Raw genomic sequence first — 16,731 nt, 5'->3', positions numbered from 1 at the left:
CTAGAGCACCCGGCCGGGTCGCCCGTCGGAGTCGACCACCGGTCGTCCGGCGGTGGCCCACTCGCCCATCCCGCCGACCACGTTGCGCACCTGGTCCCAACCGTTGTTCATCAGGTACGCCACCACCTGTGCCGAGCGACCACCGGAGCGGCAGATCACCGCCACCTCGCGGTCGGTGGGGACGTCGGCGAGCCGGGTAGGCAGCTCCATCATGGGCAGGTGATGGGCCTGTGGGGCGTGGCCGGCCGCCCACTCGTCGTCCTCCCGGACGTCGAGCAGGTAGGTGTCGTCGGCGATCTCGGTCACGGGCATCGTGGGTACCTGGGGTCCGAACACGGGTACCAACCTAGATCCTCGTCCGGTCGATCCGGCGGAGGCCGGGCGGAACGGTACGGAGGTCACAGCTTGCTGACCCAGCGTGGGTTGGCGGCGGCCCACCCGTCGAGCTGTTCGTCCCGCAGTGCGGCGAACAGTCCGGTGCCGCCGTCGTCGAGCACGACGTAGGAGACCTCGTCGATGGTCTGCGGGGAGGACGGGATCTGCACGCCGTGCAGGGCGTCGGCCGGCAGCGCGCGGAGCGCGAAGAGCAGGTCCTGCAGGGGTACGCCGTTGGTGTCCACGGTCAGCGCGCTGCCCACCGCCCGGAGTACCCGGTCCAGCTTGACCGGATCGCGGCGCAGGTCGGTCTGGCCGGCCCGCTCCAACATCGCCCGCAGGAGCTGCTGCTGGTGGTGCTGCCGGTCGTAGTCGCCCCGGGGCAGGTCGTAGCGCTGCCGGACGTAGTCCAGCGCCTGCCGGCCGTCCATCTGCTGGCAGCCGGGGCGGAAGACCGTGCCGGTGTGGATCGAGCGGACCTCGGTGTCCACGCACATCCGGACCCCGCCGAGCAGGTCGATGACGGTCCGGAAGCCGGCGAAGTCGATGAGCGCCGCGCCGTCGAAGCGCAGTCCGGTGAGCCGGGTCAGGGTCGCCGACAGCAGCCGGGCACCCGGTTGACCGCCGCCGCCGTGTTCGTACGCGGCATTGATCTTGTCTTCCCCACCGGTGAAGCCGCCGCCGGGTGGGATCGTGACCAGCAGATCCCGGGGTACGGAGATCAGGTACGCCTGGCGCAGCCCGGCCGGCACGTGCACGATGAGGATGCTGTCCGAGCGCTGCGCGGGGTTGTCGTCGCCGGGTCGCCGGTCGGAGCCGACGAGCAGGTAGTTCAGCGGGCCGTCGAGGCTGGTGCCGTCGAGCCGGGCGGTCGGGTCGAGCAGCTGCTCCCGGAGCACCGTCCGTTCGTACCGGTCGCCGAGCAGGCGCAGCCCGACGACCGCGACCCCGGCGAGCAGGACCAGGACGAGCCCGGCGCCGAGTAGGATCCGCGCCCAGCGGGGCGCCCGTCGTCGCCCGGCCCGGCGCCGGGGTCCGGTCTGTGCCGCCCTGGACGTGGCGCCCACCTCCGTAGCCTGACGTGAATACCTCTCACGTCAGGCTACGGAGACGTCCTGCCTGATCAGTGGCGTTCGGGGAAACTACTTCCGGGTGGAGAGCATCGCCGGGTTGGTGTAGATGAACTCGCCCAGCTCGTCCCTGCGTACCGCCTGGAACATCTCCAGGGTCTGCGGGCTGAGCGTCTCCCGGCCGTTGGCGTTGCCGTGGAAGTTGCCGCCGTTGGTGCGCAGCATGGTCAACTCGTTGCCGGTGACCCCCCGCATGGTGAAGACCAGGTCGGGCAGGGAGGCCTTGCCGGTGTCGAGGATGAACGCCTTGCCGGCCGCCTTGGTCAGCTGTTGCAGCTTGACCGGGTTGGAGAGGATGCCCTTCTCGGTGGCCTTACGGGCCATCGCCTTGATCAGCTGCTGCTGGTTCTGCTGGCGGTCGTAGTCGCCGTTCTTCAGCCCGTAGCGCTGCCGGGAGTAGTCCAGCGCGGCCCAGCCCTCCATCTCCCGGCAGCCCTTCTTGTGCACCACCGGGGTACGGGCCTTGCCGGTCTTCTTCGCGTCCGCGTTCCACATCGGCTTGTCGTCCACGTACGACATGTGGGCCGACTTGACCTCCTGGCTGACGCAGATCCGCACGGTGCCGAGGGCGTCGATGACGCTCTTGAAGCCGCCGAAGTTGATGATCGCCGCGCCGTCGAAGCTGACCCCGGTCATCTTCTTGATCGTCTGGGCCATCAACTGGGCCCCGCCCTCCCAGCCGCCGCCGTTGCGGGCGCCGGCCTGGAAGGCCGCGTTGATCTTGTCGGTGCCGCCGGGGTAACCGCTCTTGCTGAACTCCGGGATCTCCGCCTCGGTGTCCCGGGGGATGGAGATCAGGTACGCCTGGTCGTGGCTGGCGGGGATGTGCAGCACGATGATGCTGTCCGCCCGGACGTCGTCGGCGGCCCAGCGCTCCCGGGCGTCCACCCCTAGCAGCAGCATGTCGATCGGACCCTCCAGGCTCTCCCCACCCTCGGCGTCGGACTTGCCCGCCTCACCGAGCAGGTTGCGCTGGGCGATGCTCCCGGTGGCCTGGCTGATCACGGCCTTGCTGCCGGCCAGGGCCGCTCCGCTGGTCACCATCAGCACCGCGCCGACCACGACGGTGATCCGGGCCCAGAGCGGGTCCTTGCGACGGCGCTTCTTCGCCGGCTTCGGCGGGTCGCCAGGGGGCTTCCCACCGCCGGAACGCTGCGACGGGATGGCCGCCGAGGCCTTGGCGGCCGCGCTCGGATGCGTCGATGCCGAGGATCGACGGCGGGTCTGAACCGGCATGCGTGCTCCAGTTCGCGTGATAAGAGGGGAGGGATCACTTTACGGATCCGGGCCCCTCGTGGCGAGTTCCCCCGGCGGCAATCTGCCGTTGTTCTTCCTGCTCGCCTCAATTAACTGGCCGAACGTACCGACGGATACGACCGGTCGGTGACCGGTGGCGCGGCGCGCACCCACGGTCACCGACCGACGATGACGTCTGTCGAAACGAATTCGAAACGGAACCGTCAACTACCGCCCGAGTCGGCGGGCTTCTCGTTGGCCTGCACCCACTCGGCCATGGTGTCCGCGGTGATGGCCTGGTACATCGCCAGAGCCTTCTCCCGGTCGGAGACCACCACCGACTCGCCGTTGATGGTCTCGCTGCCCGCGTGCGGGCTGGTCACGAAGGTGAGGTTCTCGCCGCGCAGATTGCGGAACTGCAGCGCCATGTCGGCCAGGGAGAAGCCCTGGTCCACGGTGACCGCGTCGGTCGTCGCCCGCAGGAACGCGTTCAGCTTGGGCGGGTTGGTCAGGGTGCCCGAGCTGGCGGCCTTGTCCATCAACGCGCGGAGGAACTCCTGCTGGTGACGCATTCGGGCGAAGTCACCGTCCGGGAACTGCTTGCGCTGCCGGATCCAGTCCAGGGCCTCGGCGCCGTTCATGTGGTTGGTGCCCTTCTCGAAGGTCCGGAACGGCTTGTGGATCGAGGTGGTGGTCCGCTCGACCTTCAGGTCGACCCCACCGAGGGCATCGGTGACCTGCTTGAAACCGGCGAAGTCGATGGCCATCACGTGGTCCAACCGGACATCGGTGAAGCACTCCACGGTGCGTACCGCCAGCGGCAGTCCACCGAATGCGAAGGCCGCGTTGATCTTGCCTCGGTTGCCCGATCCGCACTCCGCGTTGGCCGCCTCCGGGATCGGCACGTACAGGTCCCGGGGAATGGAGACCAGGTAGGCGGAGCGGTGGTCGGAGGGAATGTGCATCACGATGATCGTGTCGGCCCGCCACTTGCTCGCCTCTTCGACCGGGGCGTCCGGGTCCCGGGAGTCGCTGCCGACCAGCAGGATGTTCAGCGCACCGTCCACGGTCTTCGCCGGCCGGCCGCCGGTGATCTCGGAGAACGGGTCGGTGCGGGCCAGGTCGCTGTTGAGGCTGCGGGTGTAGAACCACGCCCCGCCCCCGCCGACCAGCGCCAGGACCAGCACGACCACCCCGACCACCAGGACGCCGCGCCGCCAGCGCGGCTGCCGACCGCGGGGGGCGGGGCCGGCCGGTCCGTCGGGTTGACGTGGCCCGCCCGGCCCACCCGGGCCGGCGCCCGCCGGGCCGTCGTCGTGCGACGGGTACCACTGGGCGGCCGGCCGGGACCGGCCGGCGCCCCGGGCCGGGCCGGGGACCGACGCGCGCCCGGCACCACGGTGCAGGTACGGAAGCGAATCACCGGCTGAGCTGGTCGCTGACATGTAACTCAGGGTACGTAGCGCGCGCCAGTATTGCCCTCAGGCGATGTACAGGTTGGCCTCGGCGAGTGTCGCGCCGGTCACCCCAGTCGCTGACGGAAGTGCTCGATGGTCCGCCGCAGCCCGTCCTCCGGGCCCACCGTCGGGGCGTATCCGAGCAGTTCCCGGGCGCGGGTGAGGTCCGGTCGGCGCTTCTCCGGATCGTCGGCACTCCGAGTGACGTAGGTCACCTCGGAGCTGCTGCCGGAGAGTGACACGATCAACTCAGCCAGTTGCCGCATGGTCAGCTCGTGCTCGGTGCCGCAGTTGACCGGGCCGGTCTCGGTCGAGTCGAGCAGCAGCAGGATGCCCCGCACCAGGTCGTCGACGAAACAGATCGAGCGGGTCTGGTTCCCCGTACCGTGCACGGTGATCGGCTCACCGCGCAGCGCCTGGGAGATGAAGGTGGGGATGGCCCGACCGTCGTCCGGGCGCATCCGCGGCCCGTACGTGTTGAAGATCCGGACGATCGCCGCGTCCAGCCCCCGGTACCGGTGGTAGGCCATGGTGGCCGCCTCGGAGAACCGCTTGGCCTCGTCGTAGACGCTGCGTACCCCGATCGGGTTGACGTTGCCCCAGTACGTCTCCGGTTGCGGGTGCTCCAGCGGATCGCCGTACGCCTCGCTGGTGGAGGCCATCAGGAACCGGGCACCGTCGGCGACCGCGCGCTCCAGCAGGTGCAGGGTGCCGACCGAACCGACCCGCAGGATCTCCACCGGCAGGGTGGCGAAGTCGGTCGGGCTGGCCGGCGAGGCCATGTGCAGGATGGCGTCGAAGCGCTCGGCCAGGGCCGGGTGGTCGGTCGGCAGCCCGTCGGAGATGTCCGCCTCGACCAGCGTGAAGCCCGGCCGGTCGACCAGGTGGGCGACGTTCTCCTTGGACCCGGTGACGAAGTTGTCGAGCACCACCACCGCGCAGCCCCGGGCGACGAGCGAGTCGACCAGGTGCGACGGCACGAAACCGGCCCCCCCGGTGACGAGGACACGATGACCGGTACCGAAGCGCGGAGCAACCTTCATACCCGCACCCTACCGATAAAGGAAGGGCCCCCTGTTAACGCCTGGCGTATAGCAGGGGACCCCTCTCACCGTCGGCTCGAGTGGCGCGGACAGGGTGCCGGTGAACTGCGACCGGCGGGCCGGCCGGGGCGCGGCCAGGTCCGGCTCAGTGCGCGCCGGCGCCGGTAAGCGAGCGCACCTCCAACTCCGCGTACTTGTCCTCGTCGTGCTCCTTGGAGATGACGGTGCCGATCCAGCCGCAGAGGAAACCGAACGGGATGGAGAGGATGCCCGGGTTGGACAGCGGGAACCACTGCCAGTCGTGATCCGGGAACATCGCCGTCGGCGCGCCGGAGACCACCGGTGAGAAGAACACCAGCAGCACCGCCGCCAGCAGACCGCCGTAGATCGACCAGACCGCGCCCGAGGTGTTGAACCGCTTCCAGAACAGGCTGTACAGGATCGCCGGCAGGTTGCCGGAGGCGGCCACCGCGAAGGCCAGCGCCACCAGGAAGGCCACGTTCAGGTTCTGCGCGAAGATCGACAGTACGATGGCGACCGCGCCGATGACGAAGGCCGAGATCCGCGCGACGTTCACCTCCTGCCGCTCGGACGCCTCGCCCCGCTTGATCACGTTGGCGTAGAAGTCGTGCGCCAGGCTGGACGAGGAGGCCAGGGTCAGCCCGGCCACCACCGCCAGGATGGTGGCGAAGGCGACCGCCGCGATGATCGCCAGCATGGCCGCGCCACCGATGTCCCCGCCGAAGAAGTCGATGCCCAGCCGCTCGGCGAGCTGCGGCGCCGCCGTGTTGCCGGCCTTGTCCTGCGCGACGATTGCCTCGCTGCCGACCAGCGCCGCCGCGCCGAAGCCGAGGGCCAGGGTGAACAGGTAGAACGTGCCGATGATGCCGATCGCCCAGAGCACGCTCTTGCGGGCGGCCTTGGCGGTGGGCACGGTGTAGAACCGGATCAGGATGTGCGGTAGGCCGGCCGTGCCGAGCACCAGCGCGATGCCGAGCGAGAGCAGGTCCACCTTGTTGTAGAACGTCTGCGTCGCGTTGCCGGCGACCTCCACGCCGTACCGCAGCCCGGGTTCCAGGAATGCGGTGCCCTGACCCGACGAGGCCGCCGCGTCGCCGAGCAGCGCGGAGAGGTTGAAGTTGTACTTGGCCAACACCAGGATGGTCATCAGCAGCGTGCCACCCATCAGCAGCACCGCCTTGACGATCTGCACGTAGGTGGTGCCCTTCATCCCGCCGACCGTGACGTAGATGATCATCAGTGCGCCGACCAGCACGATCGTGGCGACCTTGGCGGTGTCGGCGCCCATGCCGAGGAACGTGGTCCCCGGCCGGATGCCGAGCAGCAGCGCCACCAACGCGCCCGCCCCGACCATCTGGGCCAGCAGGTAGAAGATCGACACCGTGATGGTGGAGACCGCCGCCGCCGTCCGCACCGGACGCTGCCGCATCCGGAACGCCAGCACGTCGGCCATGGTGTACCGGCCGGAGTTCCGCAGCAGCTCCGCCACCAGCAGCAACGCGACCAACCAGGCGACCAGGAAGCCGATCGAGTAGAGGAAGCCGTCGTAGCCGTACAGGGCGATCAGGCCGGCGATGCCGAGGAACGAGGCGGCCGACATGTAGTCGCCGCCGATGGCCAGACCGTTCTGGAAGCCGGTGAAGGACCGGCCGCCGGCGTAGAAGTCCGTCGCCGTCTTGGTCTGCCGGCTGGCCCAGATGGTGATCGCCAGGGTGCCGGCCACCAGCAGCAGGAACAGCGTGATGGTCAGCGTACGGGCGGTACCACCGCCGCTGGCCTCCGCCGCGAAGAGTGCGCTCACGACTCACCTCCGGTGAGCTCGCCGCGGATCTTGTCGGCGATCGGGTCGATCTTCCGGTCGGCGTACCGCGAGTAGAACCAGGCGATCAGGAACGTCGAGACGAACTGGAGCAGGCCGAAGATCAGCGCCACGTTGATGTTGGTGCCGAACAGTTTCGTGCCCATGAAGCCCCGGGCGTACGCGGAGAGAATGACGTAGAGCGCGTACCACAGGAAGAACGCGACGGTCATCGGGAAGACGAAGCCGCGCAGCGCGCGACGCAACCCGGCGAACTCGTCCGACCGTTGTACGGCGAGGTACCGCTCGGGCCCGTGGGGGGCCGAAGCGGGTGTGTCCGTGGACATCTGTGGATCACCACCTTCACAGGCGTGGGGGTTTGGGCGACCGTAGGAAGCGCACCGCCCTACCGGATAGGCCCAGATCGGTACCGGTCGACGGCTGCGCCGAACGGCCGACTAGCTGCGCCCAGTGACCCACGTCACCCCGCCGAACGGTCCCCCCCGTGCAAGGAAGGGCCCCTTGTTAACGCTTCCGGTATAGCAGGGCACCCTTCTCACCTCGCCGGCTCATCCCCCGCCCGCCGCCGAACGTCAGCCCCCGCAGCCCGCAGCCCGCAGCCCGCAGCCCGCAGCCCGCAGCCCGCAGCCCGCAGCCCGCAGCCCGCAGCCCGCAGCCCGCAGCCCGCAGCCCGCAGCCCGCAGCCCGCAGCCCGCAGCCCGCAGCCCGCAGCCCGTTGCTGGGCGGGTGACGGCGGCAGGCATGTCCGATGCTGTCGAGGGCGGTCAGTCCTTCAGGGTGTGGTAGCGGCCTCGGTAATGCAGCAGGGGTGCGGTCTCCTCGGCCAGTTCCACTGTCTCGATCGTGGCCTCCACCAGCAGGCCCCAGCCGTATTCGCGGGCGACGTCCAGGCGGCACCCCGCCCAGCCACCGGCGTCGGCCGGCACCGGCCCGTACGACGTTTCGGTCCACTCGCCGGTGGCGAAGAGGCCACCCGGGGCCGGGAAGAGGCCGGCGAAACGGTCGGCGAGTTGCCGGTGTGGCGGGCCCAACTGGGCAACCGCGAACCGACCGGAATCCTCGACCGCCGCCCACAGGTCCGACTCCGGATCGATCAGCCCGAGCAGCCGGTTCGGCTCGCCCTCGGCGACCAGCGTGGACGATACGGTCAGCCCGGCCGGGCCGGGCGCCGTCCAGAGGGTGACCGGGGCGGCCAGCCGCCCCCGCAACCGCCGGACCGGCGAGCGGTCACCGACGGGTACGGCGAAGGGGTCGGTGTGGTGGATCTCGGCACCCGGCTCATGATTCACGTGAAACATTGTGCCGCGCCGGACTGGGGCACGAAGCTAACCGTGACTCTCCGGCTGTTGAGCGGGCCCGGAGAGGGATTCCCGGGCGGCGGCGAGCACCTGCTCGTCGGCGCAGCCGGCGGCGTACCCGGTGATTCTCCGGCGGATGTCCCGGCCGAGCAGCCAGACCCCGACCCGGTCGGCGATCGGGCGCAGGAACGCCGGCCGGCAGCGGAAGCTGTACCGCCAGGTGGCGAGCGTGGTGTCCGGTTCGGGGCCGGGGGCGAACCGCCAGCCACCGGCGAACATCTCGAAGAACCACGGCCCCCGGATCATCTTCATCCCGACGTTGGTCGGCGGGGCGAAGGAGACGTACTCGCTGACCATGGTCAGCCCGTGCCGGGAGCGGGTGAAGGTACGCACCCCCTTGCCGGGGCGGGTGGCACCGTCGACGAAGTGCTGTTCCCGGACGAAGGGATCCCAGCGGTACCGCACCGGCGCGACCGTCTGCGACACGGCGAAGGCCAGCTCGGGGGCCACGGGAACGGTGATCACCGACTCGACGACAGGCATCGCCCCATTGTGCGCCCGCCACCCATGGCCGGCCCGAGCGAGTCGGCTCAGCCGCCGGTGCCCTCCGGGGCGTGGTCGGGGGTGAAGGCGCCGCCGTCCTGACCGGTGTCGAGGTAGACGTGCTGGTGGCCGTGGCCCGCGTCGATGTTGATCTGGTCGAGCTGGGTCGCGGCCACCGACCAGGTGGTGGCGGCGAGGGTCGCCTGCCGGACCGCGATGTCGGTGAGCGCCTTGCGGTTGGCCGCCGGTGACTCCGCCGCCAGGGCGTACGCGTCCACCGCCACGGCGGCCTGGTCGACGGCGCTGCGCAGCCCACCGCGGGCGACGTTGGTGGCGGTGCTGCCGGACGGCGGGTTGGCGAACGGCTCGGCGACCGTACGCATGGTCTGCTGCCACTGGCGGGCCTGCGCCGGGTCGGGTGCCGGTCCGTCCGGCCGCAGCGCGGTGAGGATGGGCGAGAGCTGGTCGCGGGTCTGCCGGGCCAGCGCGGTGAGGTCGGCGATCTGCTGTACGTCGCGTTCGGTCTCGGCGCGTCGCAGGTCGGCGATGCTGGCCTCGGTGGCATCCGGTCGTCCCACGCCGTAGCCGATGCCACCGCCCAGCAGGACCGCCGCCGCGACGAGCCCCACGCCGACCGCGACGAGACGTCGCCGGTTGTCGGGGCGGGCCAGCAGGTAGGAAGGCTTACCGGTCCGGCGCGACATCGTGCCTCCTCGATCCGCCAGTCGATGGGGATGGAGTGTACCCATCCTCAGCGGCGTGGGGTCACCGTCGCGAGCAGCTCCGGCATCCGGCGGTCCAGAACGTCTCCGGCCAGGTACGCGCCGAGCCACGCCGCGCCCACCCCGTACGCCACGCCGACCGGTAGCGCGAACCAGTACCAGGCGTCGCCGAGCAGGACGGCGGCGACCAGCATCGGGATCGCCACGACCGCCGAGACGATCATCGACACCAGGGTGAGCATGCTGCGGGCGATCCCCGCGCCGGTGTTCATCGCGAACGGGTTGCTCGTTTCCGGCAGCGAGTACGCGCCCAGCACCGACAGGAAGGAGTTGACCGCCAGCCCGCCGCCGTAGGTGGCGAAGAGGACGCCCAACGTCAGGCCGATCCAGGCCGGCTCACCCAGCACCAGCACCATGACGGCCGAGAGCGCCCCCAGCAGCGGCACCACGTAGGCCGAGAAGGCCACCATCCGGGCCTGCAACTCGACCCGGCCGGGCACCCCGGCGACCACGTTCGCCGCGTACGCGCTGCCGTCGAAACCGAACTGGTTGGCGAGCGTCACCGCGGCCAGCACCCCGACGAAGACCATCGACACGCTTGCCGTCAGCGGTGAGGTCGGACCGGCGGAGCTGAACCCCTGCTCGCTGTCGAAGACGAAACCGGCGCCGCCAACGTTGATCATCACCGGCACGAAGATCCCGACCATCACGAGGGTGATCAGGTTGGCCCGGCGGCGGGCGTCCCGCCACCAGTACCGGCACTCGCGGGCCACCAGCGCACCGAACCGGGTCCGCCCGAGCCAGCCCAGCGGCCGGGGAAACAGCCGGGCCACGGCGGTGCCGGCCGGGCCACGGCGGGCCGGGGCGGCACCGGCGCTGGCCGTACCGGTCATCGCCGACTCCAACGACCGGGACCACCAGAGCAACAGTGCCGCGACGCTCACCCCGGTGATCAGCAACTTCAGCGCGGCGGCCCAGGCCCGTCCCTCGGCCACCTCGATGCCGGCGCTCCACGGTGCGCCGAGCGGGGTCCAGCCGACCACCCGGGCGATCCCCAGCAGCCGGTCCCAGTCCGCGTCGCGTAGCGCGGCGGTGAGCGCGAGCTGGATCGGGGCGAGCATGGCCGCCAGCACCGCGAGCAGGACGGCCGCCAGGTCACGGACCCGACGGGACCGGAGCATGGTGGCGAACGCGCTGGTCAACGCCCGACTGCCGGCGACGCAGAGCAACAACCCGGAGAGCACCCCGAGTACGCAGACCACGGCCGCCGCCCAGCCGCCGAGCAGGCCGGCGGTGAGCACCAGCCCGGCGAACGCGACAAGCGCCGCCACCATCGGCACGCTGACCAGGGCGGCGGCGCAGAGCCCGGTGACCAGGGTCCGCCGGCTCAGCGGCAGCAGCGCGAACCGGGCCGGGTCGAGCGTCTCGTCCACCCCGAAGAAGACCAGCGGCAGGACCAGCCAGCCCAGGGTCACCAGGCCGCCGCCGAGCGCACCGGCCAGGATCGCGTACCGGCCGCCGTCGGCCAGGCCGGGCGCGGCGAACAGGAAGAAGCCACCCACCGCGAACCAGAGACCGAAGAACACCCCGAGTACGAACAGCGCCACGCGCCAGCTCTGGCCTCGGAGATTGTTCCTGGTCACCCGCAGCTTCAGCCGGACGAAGTGTCGGGCCCGGACCGGCCGGAGGTGTTCGGTGGGCGCGACGACCGGCGGGGTGGTCACCGGGACAGCCACGCCAACTCCTCACCCGTCGCGGTCCGACCACCGACCACCTCGACGAAGACGTCCTCCAGCGCCCGGCCGGCGCGTACCTCGTCGATGGTGCCGACCCGCTTGATCACCCCGTCGGCGAGGATCGCCACGTGCGAGCAGAGCCGCTCGACGACCTCCATGACGTGGCTGGAGAAGACCACCGTCCCGCCACCGGTGACGTACCGGTGCAGGATGTCGCGGATCAGCGCGGCGGAGACCGGGTCGACCGCCTCGAACGGCTCGTCCAGTACCAGCAGCCGGGGGCCGTGCAGCAGCGCGCAGGCCAGGCCGATCTTCTTCTTCATGCCGGCCGAGTAGTCGACCACCAGCGTCCGGCCGGCGTCGCCGAGCGCGAGGACGTCCAGCAGCTCGGCCGCGCGCCGGTCCACCACCGCCGGGTCCATGCCGCGCAACAAGCCGTGGTACGCCAGCAGCTCCGCCCCGTCGAGCCGGTCGAAGAGGCGTACCCCGTCGGGCATCACGCCGAGTAGTTGCTTGGCGCGTACCGGGTCGGTCCAGACGTCGTACCCGAGCACCTGGGCCTGGCCACCGTCGGGGCGCAGCAGGCCGACGGCCATCGACAGGGTGGTGGTCTTGCCCGCGCCGTTCGGGCCGAGCAGGCCGTAGAACGACCCGGTCGGCACGTCCAGGTCGACGCCGGCGACCGCCACCTTGCTGTCGAACCGCTTGACCAGCCCGCGCAGCGCGAGCGCCCGGTGCTCCTCAGTCATGCCTGCGACCCTAGCCCGCGACCGCCACCGGCTGATCCCGCCGCGGTACGACCTGTGTCTCCTCCCCAGGCAGGAGCTTCGTCCGCCCCGGTGGGCGGTGAGAGGGGTGCCCCGCTATACGAAAAGCGTTAACAGGGGGCCCTTCCTTACAGGCGGAGGGCTTCGGGGGTGTGGAGGCGGAGCATGATGGTGGCGACGTCGGTGGGGGCATGGCGGCGGGTGAGCATCGACACCGCGATCATCACCGAGAAGGCCAGCGGCACCGTCCAGGCGGCGGGCTGGGCGACGAGCGTGGCCGGCCAGCCCGACAGCGGTGGGCCGAGCACGGTGACCAGGGCGGCGGTGATCGCCGCGCCGCCACCGGCGAGCACTCCGGCGGTGGCGCCCAGGTCGGTCAGGCCGCGCCACCAGATGCCGAGCACCAGCAGCGGGCAGAAGCTGGACGCGGCTACCGCGAAGGCCAGCCCGACCACCTGCGACACGTCCAGCCCGGAGACGTTCAGCGCCAGCGCGGCCGGGATCCCACCGGCGATCACCGTGGCGAGCCGGAAGTCGCGCACCGAGCCGCGGCCCAGCACGTCGGTCCAGATCACCCCGGCGACGCTGGTGAGCAGGCCGGACGAGGTGGAGAGGAAGGCCGCGAACGCCCCGGCGGCGACCAGCGCGGCGAGCAGCCGGCCGGTGGTGCCGTCGCCGAGGGCCGCCCCGGGCAGCAGCACCACCACGGCGTCGCGCCGACCACCGGGATGCCGGCGGCCCGGACCCGGTCCAGCACACCATGGGTGTACGCGGACACCGTGTCGTCGCTGCGTACCAACGTCCCGTCGAGGTCGGTGGCGATCAGTTTGGGTAGTCCCGGGCGGGTCATGGCTCCTCCTTCGCCCGCCGCCGTCGGGCCCGGTCGTCCGGTCGTCGGTGCCTCCGATCCTCCAACGGCGGGCAGCAACCGTACCTCGGTGAACCGGTCGCAACCATGGCTTCCGCGCGAATCGGGCACCAACCCGCGGCGACCACCCGGTGACCACCTGACCAGCCACTGCCCCGCACTCCGTCCGCCCGTCCTCCGCTGCCCCTGCCCCGCCACCCGTGGGGCTGCTCCCCTACGTGCCTGAAAGATCCTGTGCGGCGGGCGCCGGGGTGCGGTGGGGTGGGTGTCGGGGTGGGATGGTGCGGTCAGGCTGGGGTTCGGGGCGGGCGAACGGGACGGCGGGTCCGACGGTGAGGTCGGCCGGAGCGGGCAGCTCGTCGTCGTCCGGTTGCGGGCGGTCCCGGCGACCAGGCCACCGCCATCCGGGGCTGTCGGTCGGTGCCTCGGTGGCCTGGCCGCTGAGCTGTAGCGCCGCCACGAGCAGGAGGCAGCCGACGAAGGCCATCACCAGGCCGCGACCGTACTCGACCTGGAAGCCGTCCTCGGGGGAGTAGAAGAGGGTGCGCTGGCTCGGCTCGTCGAGCGAGAAGGCCGTGGCCACCAGCAGCGCCAGCAGCGCTCCGGTGAGCGCCAACCCGGCCAACCGGGCGTTGGGCCGTACCGCCGGGGTGCCGGCCAGCGCGAGGACCACCACAGCGCTCAGCACCAGCAGGCCGACCAGGTAACCGGCCCGAAGCCGCCGACCTCGGAGACGTTGCCGGGCACCCGCAGGACCGTGTCCGCCCCGGGGCCGCTGTCCGGCACGGTCATCACCAGCCACTCGCCGACCAGCGAGGCCATCGCGGCAACCGCGCCCAACCCGGCCAGCACCGGCGGTAGCCGTCGGTCCCGGCCAAGGCCGGCGAGCGTACGCCCGAAACGACCCGACGACGGTGCCGCCGGCTCGTCCGGTCCCCATTCCAGGACGGCCGGCCCGTCGGAGCGGTCGTTCTGCCGGGGAACGGGAAGATCCTGGGACATCGGCCACCCTTCCGCCTGCGCGAGCCTGAGCCGTCGGTGGACCCGCGTTGCCGCTGGACCCGGCCGTGCCGGGGCTGGACCCGGCCGTCGGCCTCCCGCCGAATCATGACACAACCGGCGGTCGCCGGCCGGGTCCCGACCCTCCGACGCCCTGGCCCGCGGATGTCGTACCTGCCGTGTCGTGGCCCGCCCGTGGCGGGCGGGGCGGACCGGCGGGCGGGCACCGAGTCGGTGGGACGGTCGCCGCTGGACCCGGCGTCGGTTAGCGTCGGGGAATGCCTATCCGTACCGCATCCGCACAGTGGCAGGGCACCCTCACCGAGGGGTCCGGGACCATCAGCACCGGCAAGGGCGGCCTCGCCGGGAACTACTCGTTCAAGTCGCGCTTCGAGGAGGGCGAGGGGACCAACCCGAGGAGTTGATCGGCGCGGCCCACGCCGGTTGTTTCTCGATGGCGCTCAGCAAGGGGCTGGCCGACGCCGGCTCGCCGGCCACCTCGGTGCAGACCACCGCCAAGGTCCACCTGGACAAGACCGACGCCGGTATGACGGTCACCCGGATCGACCTGGAGACGGTCGGCCAGGTGCCGGGCCTCGACGAGGCCCAGTTCACCAAGCTCGCCGAGGCCGCCAAGGAGAACTGCCCGATCTCGCGGCTGCTCTCTCCGGGCGCGCAGATCAGTCTCAGCGCGCGCCTCGCCGCCTGACGTACACCGCTTTCTGTTCGACGGGCACCCGGCCGCCCCGCCTCCGGGCGGGCGGTCGGGCATCCCTCGACCTCGCCACCCCGGCCGGCCCTTGCTCCCGTCCGGCCGCTGCCCCGCCGGCCGACCCGGCGAAGCCTGGCCGTCGCCTGACGAACCCGCCCGGTCCCCGGCATCGGTCGCCGCCCGGCGTTCCGGCCCGGCTGCCGGCAGAATGGACGACGTGCCCGTCGAGATGAGCCGAGAACGTTTCGAGGAACTGGTAGGTGAGGCGCTCGACGAGGTGCCCGAGGAACTGCTCGGGTTGATGAGCAACGTGGTGATCCTGGTGGAGGACGACTCGCCACCGGGCGAGCCGGAGCTGCTCGGCCTCTACGAGGGCCACGCCCTCACCGACCGGGGCTGGGACTACGCCGGGGTGCTGCCGGACCGGATCTTCATCTACCGCCGACCGATCCTGCGGATCTGCGACTCCGACGAAGACGTCGTCGAGGAGGTGGCGGTGACCGTGGTGCACGAGATCGCCCACCACTTCGGCATCGACGACGAGCGGCTGCACGAGCTGGGCTGGGGCTGACCTGCTGCCGGTTCGGCGGATGCCGGCCGGTTGCGGCGCTGACCTACCTTCACAGGCAGGTACGCGAATCAGGAGGCACCTTCACCATGCGCAGCGAGCTGTTCTCCGCGGAGAACCTGGAGAGGGAGTCCGCGCAGCCCGGTATGCGGCTGCAGAACTCCAAGATGTTGAAGATCGCCCTCAACGGGGAGACGATGGCCCGGGTCGGGTCGATGGTCGCCTATCAGGGGCAGATGCAGTTCCAGGCGCTCGGCTCCGGCGGGCTCGGCAAGTTCCTCAAGCAGAAACTCACCGGCGAGGGTGTCCCGCTGATGAAGGTCACCGGCGTGGGTGACCTCTTCCTCGCCGACTTCGCCAAGGACGTGCACATCATCGACCTGGAGCCGGGGGACGCGCTCTCCATCAACGGCTCCAGCGTGCTGGCCTTCGACTCCGGCCTGCAGTACGACGTCCGGATGGTCGGCGGGGCCGGGATGGCGTCGTCCGGCCTGTTCAACTGCGTCTTCACCGGGCACGGCCGGATCGCCATCACCACCAAGGGCACCCCGGTGGTGCTCAGTGTCGACGCACCCACCTACGTCGACCCGCAGGCGGCGGTCTGCTGGTCGGCCAGCCTGCAGACCGGCTACCACGGGCCGAGCAGCTCGGGCTGGGCACCCTGCTCGGCCGGCGTACCGGTGAGGCTTTCACGATGAGTTTCGCCGGGCAGGGGTTCGTGGTGGTGCAGCCCTCCGAGGAGGCACCGGTGACCGGCAGCGGCCAGCAGGAGCAGCGCGGCGGCCTCGGCAGCCTCCTCAGCTGAGCGGTAGGGAAGGGCCCCCGGTCAACGCTTCCGGTAGCGCAGGGGCCCCCTCTTAACCCGGCCCGCGCGTTAACCCGGCCCGCGCGGTGCCTCACTCGCCGGTGCGTAGCCGGGCCAGCCAGGCCGCCGCATCGGTGTAGTCGGCGTCGGAGAGACCGGCCGGGGCCGGCACCGGCCGGTCTTCGTCCGTCGCGGTCCAGCGGTGCCGGGGGTACGAGCCGAGGAAGCGTACGTCCGCGCAGACCCGACGCAGCCCCTGCAGCGCCTCACCGAGCCGGGCGTCCGCCACGTGCCCGGCACAGTCGAGGAAGAAGACGTACCGGCCCAGGGCCTCCCCGGTGGGGCGGGACTCGATCCGGGTCAGGTTCACCCCGGACGGCCAACTCCATCAGCACCGACAGCAGCGCGCCCACCCGGTCGTGGGCGATGTAGACCCAGCGAGGTGAGGTCGTCGCCGGTGGCCGGTGGTGGTGGGCCGGGGCGGGAGACGAGGGCGAACCGGGTGACCGCGTCCGGATGGTCGGCGATCTTGTCGGCCATCACGGCCAGCCGGTGCCGGGCCGCCCCGATCGGGGCGCAGATCGCCGCGTCGTACTCGCCGGTGGCCGCGCCGGCTGCCGCCGCGCCGTTGG

General features: G+C 71.3%; 12 protein-coding genes and 7 pseudogenes. 3 read left to right on the top strand and 16 right to left on the bottom strand.

Annotated elements, in window-relative coordinates; translation table 11 throughout:
• From GA0070617_RS00220 to GA0070617_RS00155, 15 genes and pseudogenes are all read right to left on the bottom strand, one after another.
• Nucleotides 1-336, bottom strand: coding sequence for a rhodanese-like domain-containing protein (locus GA0070617_RS00220; RefSeq protein WP_091432311.1), 336 nt, complete (start codon nucleotides 334-336; stop codon nucleotides 1-3).
• A 62-nt stretch (nucleotides 337-398) separates the two neighbouring features.
• Nucleotides 399-1,442 (bottom strand): LCP family protein, encoded by a 1,044-nt coding sequence (locus GA0070617_RS00215; protein ID WP_444980277.1) that lies wholly within the window; start codon nucleotides 1,440-1,442, stop codon nucleotides 399-401.
• 75 nt (nucleotides 1,443-1,517) lie between these two features.
• Complete coding sequence (locus tag GA0070617_RS00210; RefSeq protein WP_091432307.1) at nucleotides 1,518-2,741, bottom strand: LCP family protein; 1,224 nt, start codon at nucleotides 2,739-2,741, stop codon at nucleotides 1,518-1,520.
• A gap of 224 nt (nucleotides 2,742-2,965) precedes the next feature.
• A complete protein-coding gene (locus GA0070617_RS00205; RefSeq protein WP_091432293.1) occupies nucleotides 2,966-4,186 on the bottom strand; it encodes an LCP family protein in 1,221 nt (406 codons plus the stop codon).
• A gap of 77 nt (nucleotides 4,187-4,263) precedes the next feature.
• Nucleotides 4,264-5,241: an NAD-dependent epimerase/dehydratase family protein gene (locus GA0070617_RS00200; RefSeq protein ID WP_091432290.1), complete on the bottom strand. Its 978-nt coding sequence runs from the start codon at nucleotides 5,239-5,241 to the stop codon at nucleotides 4,264-4,266.
• A 145-nt stretch (nucleotides 5,242-5,386) separates the two neighbouring features.
• Entirely contained in the window at nucleotides 5,387-7,063 is a 1,677-nt protein-coding gene (locus GA0070617_RS00195; RefSeq protein ID WP_091432286.1) for a solute symporter family protein, read from the bottom strand.
• Nucleotides 7,060-7,407, bottom strand: a complete 348-nt coding sequence (locus tag GA0070617_RS00190) for a DUF485 domain-containing protein (protein WP_091432283.1) — start codon at nucleotides 7,405-7,407, stop codon at nucleotides 7,060-7,062. The genes GA0070617_RS00195 and GA0070617_RS00190 overlap by 4 nt, the downstream gene beginning before the upstream one ends.
• A 438-nt stretch (nucleotides 7,408-7,845) precedes the next feature.
• Nucleotides 7,846-8,400: pseudogene (locus GA0070617_RS00185) on the bottom strand (flavin reductase family protein); the annotation flags it as partial.
• A 6-nt stretch (nucleotides 8,401-8,406) separates the two neighbouring features.
• The gene (locus GA0070617_RS00180; protein ID WP_091432277.1) at nucleotides 8,407-8,922 is read right to left on the bottom strand and encodes an SRPBCC family protein; all 516 of its coding nucleotides are present in this window, start codon (nucleotides 8,920-8,922) and stop codon (nucleotides 8,407-8,409) included.
• Between the two features lie 47 nt (nucleotides 8,923-8,969).
• Nucleotides 8,970-9,626, bottom strand: coding sequence for a hypothetical protein (locus GA0070617_RS00175; protein WP_091432274.1), 657 nt, complete (start codon nucleotides 9,624-9,626; stop codon nucleotides 8,970-8,972).
• A 47-nt stretch (nucleotides 9,627-9,673) separates the two neighbouring features.
• Entirely contained in the window at nucleotides 9,674-11,380 is a 1,707-nt protein-coding gene (locus GA0070617_RS00170) for an ABC transporter permease (protein ID WP_373868332.1), read from the bottom strand.
• Nucleotides 11,365-12,129, bottom strand: coding sequence for an ABC transporter ATP-binding protein (locus GA0070617_RS00165; RefSeq protein ID WP_091432269.1), 765 nt, complete (start codon nucleotides 12,127-12,129; stop codon nucleotides 11,365-11,367). The genes GA0070617_RS00170 and GA0070617_RS00165 overlap by 16 nt, the downstream gene beginning before the upstream one ends.
• Before the next feature lie 146 nt (nucleotides 12,130-12,275).
• Nucleotides 12,276-12,869 (bottom strand): annotated as a pseudogene (locus GA0070617_RS00160) (sodium:solute symporter family transporter); the annotation flags it as partial.
• Nucleotides 12,857-12,997, bottom strand: a pseudogene (locus tag GA0070617_RS29500) (HAD family hydrolase); the annotation flags it as partial. The pseudogenes GA0070617_RS29500 and GA0070617_RS00160, both read right to left, overlap by 13 nt.
• A 316-nt stretch (nucleotides 12,998-13,313) precedes the next feature.
• Nucleotides 13,314-14,017, bottom strand: a pseudogene (locus GA0070617_RS00155) (hypothetical protein); the annotation flags it as partial.
• A 275-nt stretch (nucleotides 14,018-14,292) separates the two neighbouring features.
• Here GA0070617_RS00155 and GA0070617_RS00150 point away from each other — a divergent pair.
• From GA0070617_RS00150 to GA0070617_RS00140, 3 genes and pseudogenes are all read left to right on the top strand, one after another.
• Nucleotides 14,293-14,723, top strand: a pseudogene (locus tag GA0070617_RS00150) (OsmC family protein).
• A gap of 211 nt (nucleotides 14,724-14,934) precedes the next feature.
• Nucleotides 14,935-15,297, top strand: a complete 363-nt coding sequence (locus GA0070617_RS00145; protein WP_175440377.1) for a metallopeptidase family protein — start codon at nucleotides 14,935-14,937, stop codon at nucleotides 15,295-15,297.
• 86 nt (nucleotides 15,298-15,383) lie between these two features.
• Nucleotides 15,384-16,099 (top strand): annotated as a pseudogene (locus GA0070617_RS00140) (AIM24 family protein).
• A gap of 91 nt (nucleotides 16,100-16,190) precedes the next feature.
• Here GA0070617_RS00140 and GA0070617_RS00135 read toward each other — a convergent pair.
• Nucleotides 16,191-16,731: pseudogene (locus GA0070617_RS00135) on the bottom strand (prephenate dehydratase); the annotation flags it as partial.

The sequence above is a fragment of the Micromonospora yangpuensis genome (assembly GCF_900091615.1).
GTDB lineage: Bacteria > Actinomycetota > Actinomycetes > Mycobacteriales > Micromonosporaceae > Micromonospora > Micromonospora yangpuensis.
The sequence above is the reverse complement of the archived record's forward strand: the minus strand, read 5'-3'. Positions and strand labels throughout refer to the sequence as shown.

What these genes read in the sequence shown, in the direction of transcription:
- GA0070617_RS00180 (WP_091432277.1), bottom strand. Translation starts at nt 8,922, where the DNA reads ATGCCTGTCGTCGAGTCGGTGATCACCGTTCCCGTGGCCCCCGAGCTG.
- GA0070617_RS00145 (WP_175440377.1), top strand. Translation starts at nt 14,935, where the DNA reads ATGGACGACGTGCCCGTCGAGATGAGCCGAGAACGTTTCGAGGAACTG.
- GA0070617_RS00210 (WP_091432307.1), bottom strand. Translation starts at nt 2,741, where the DNA reads ATGCCGGTTCAGACCCGCCGTCGATCCTCGGCATCGACGCATCCGAGC.
- GA0070617_RS00205 (WP_091432293.1), bottom strand. Translation starts at nt 4,186, where the DNA reads ATGTCAGCGACCAGCTCAGCCGGTGATTCGCTTCCGTACCTGCACCGT.
- GA0070617_RS00190 (WP_091432283.1), bottom strand. Translation starts at nt 7,407, where the DNA reads ATGTCCACGGACACACCCGCTTCGGCCCCCCACGGGCCCGAGCGGTAC.
- GA0070617_RS00200 (WP_091432290.1), bottom strand. Translation starts at nt 5,241, where the DNA reads ATGAAGGTTGCTCCGCGCTTCGGTACCGGTCATCGTGTCCTCGTCACC.
- GA0070617_RS00175 (WP_091432274.1), bottom strand. Translation starts at nt 9,626, where the DNA reads ATGTCGCGCCGGACCGGTAAGCCTTCCTACCTGCTGGCCCGCCCCGAC.
- GA0070617_RS00165 (WP_091432269.1), bottom strand. Translation starts at nt 12,129, where the DNA reads ATGACTGAGGAGCACCGGGCGCTCGCGCTGCGCGGGCTGGTCAAGCGG.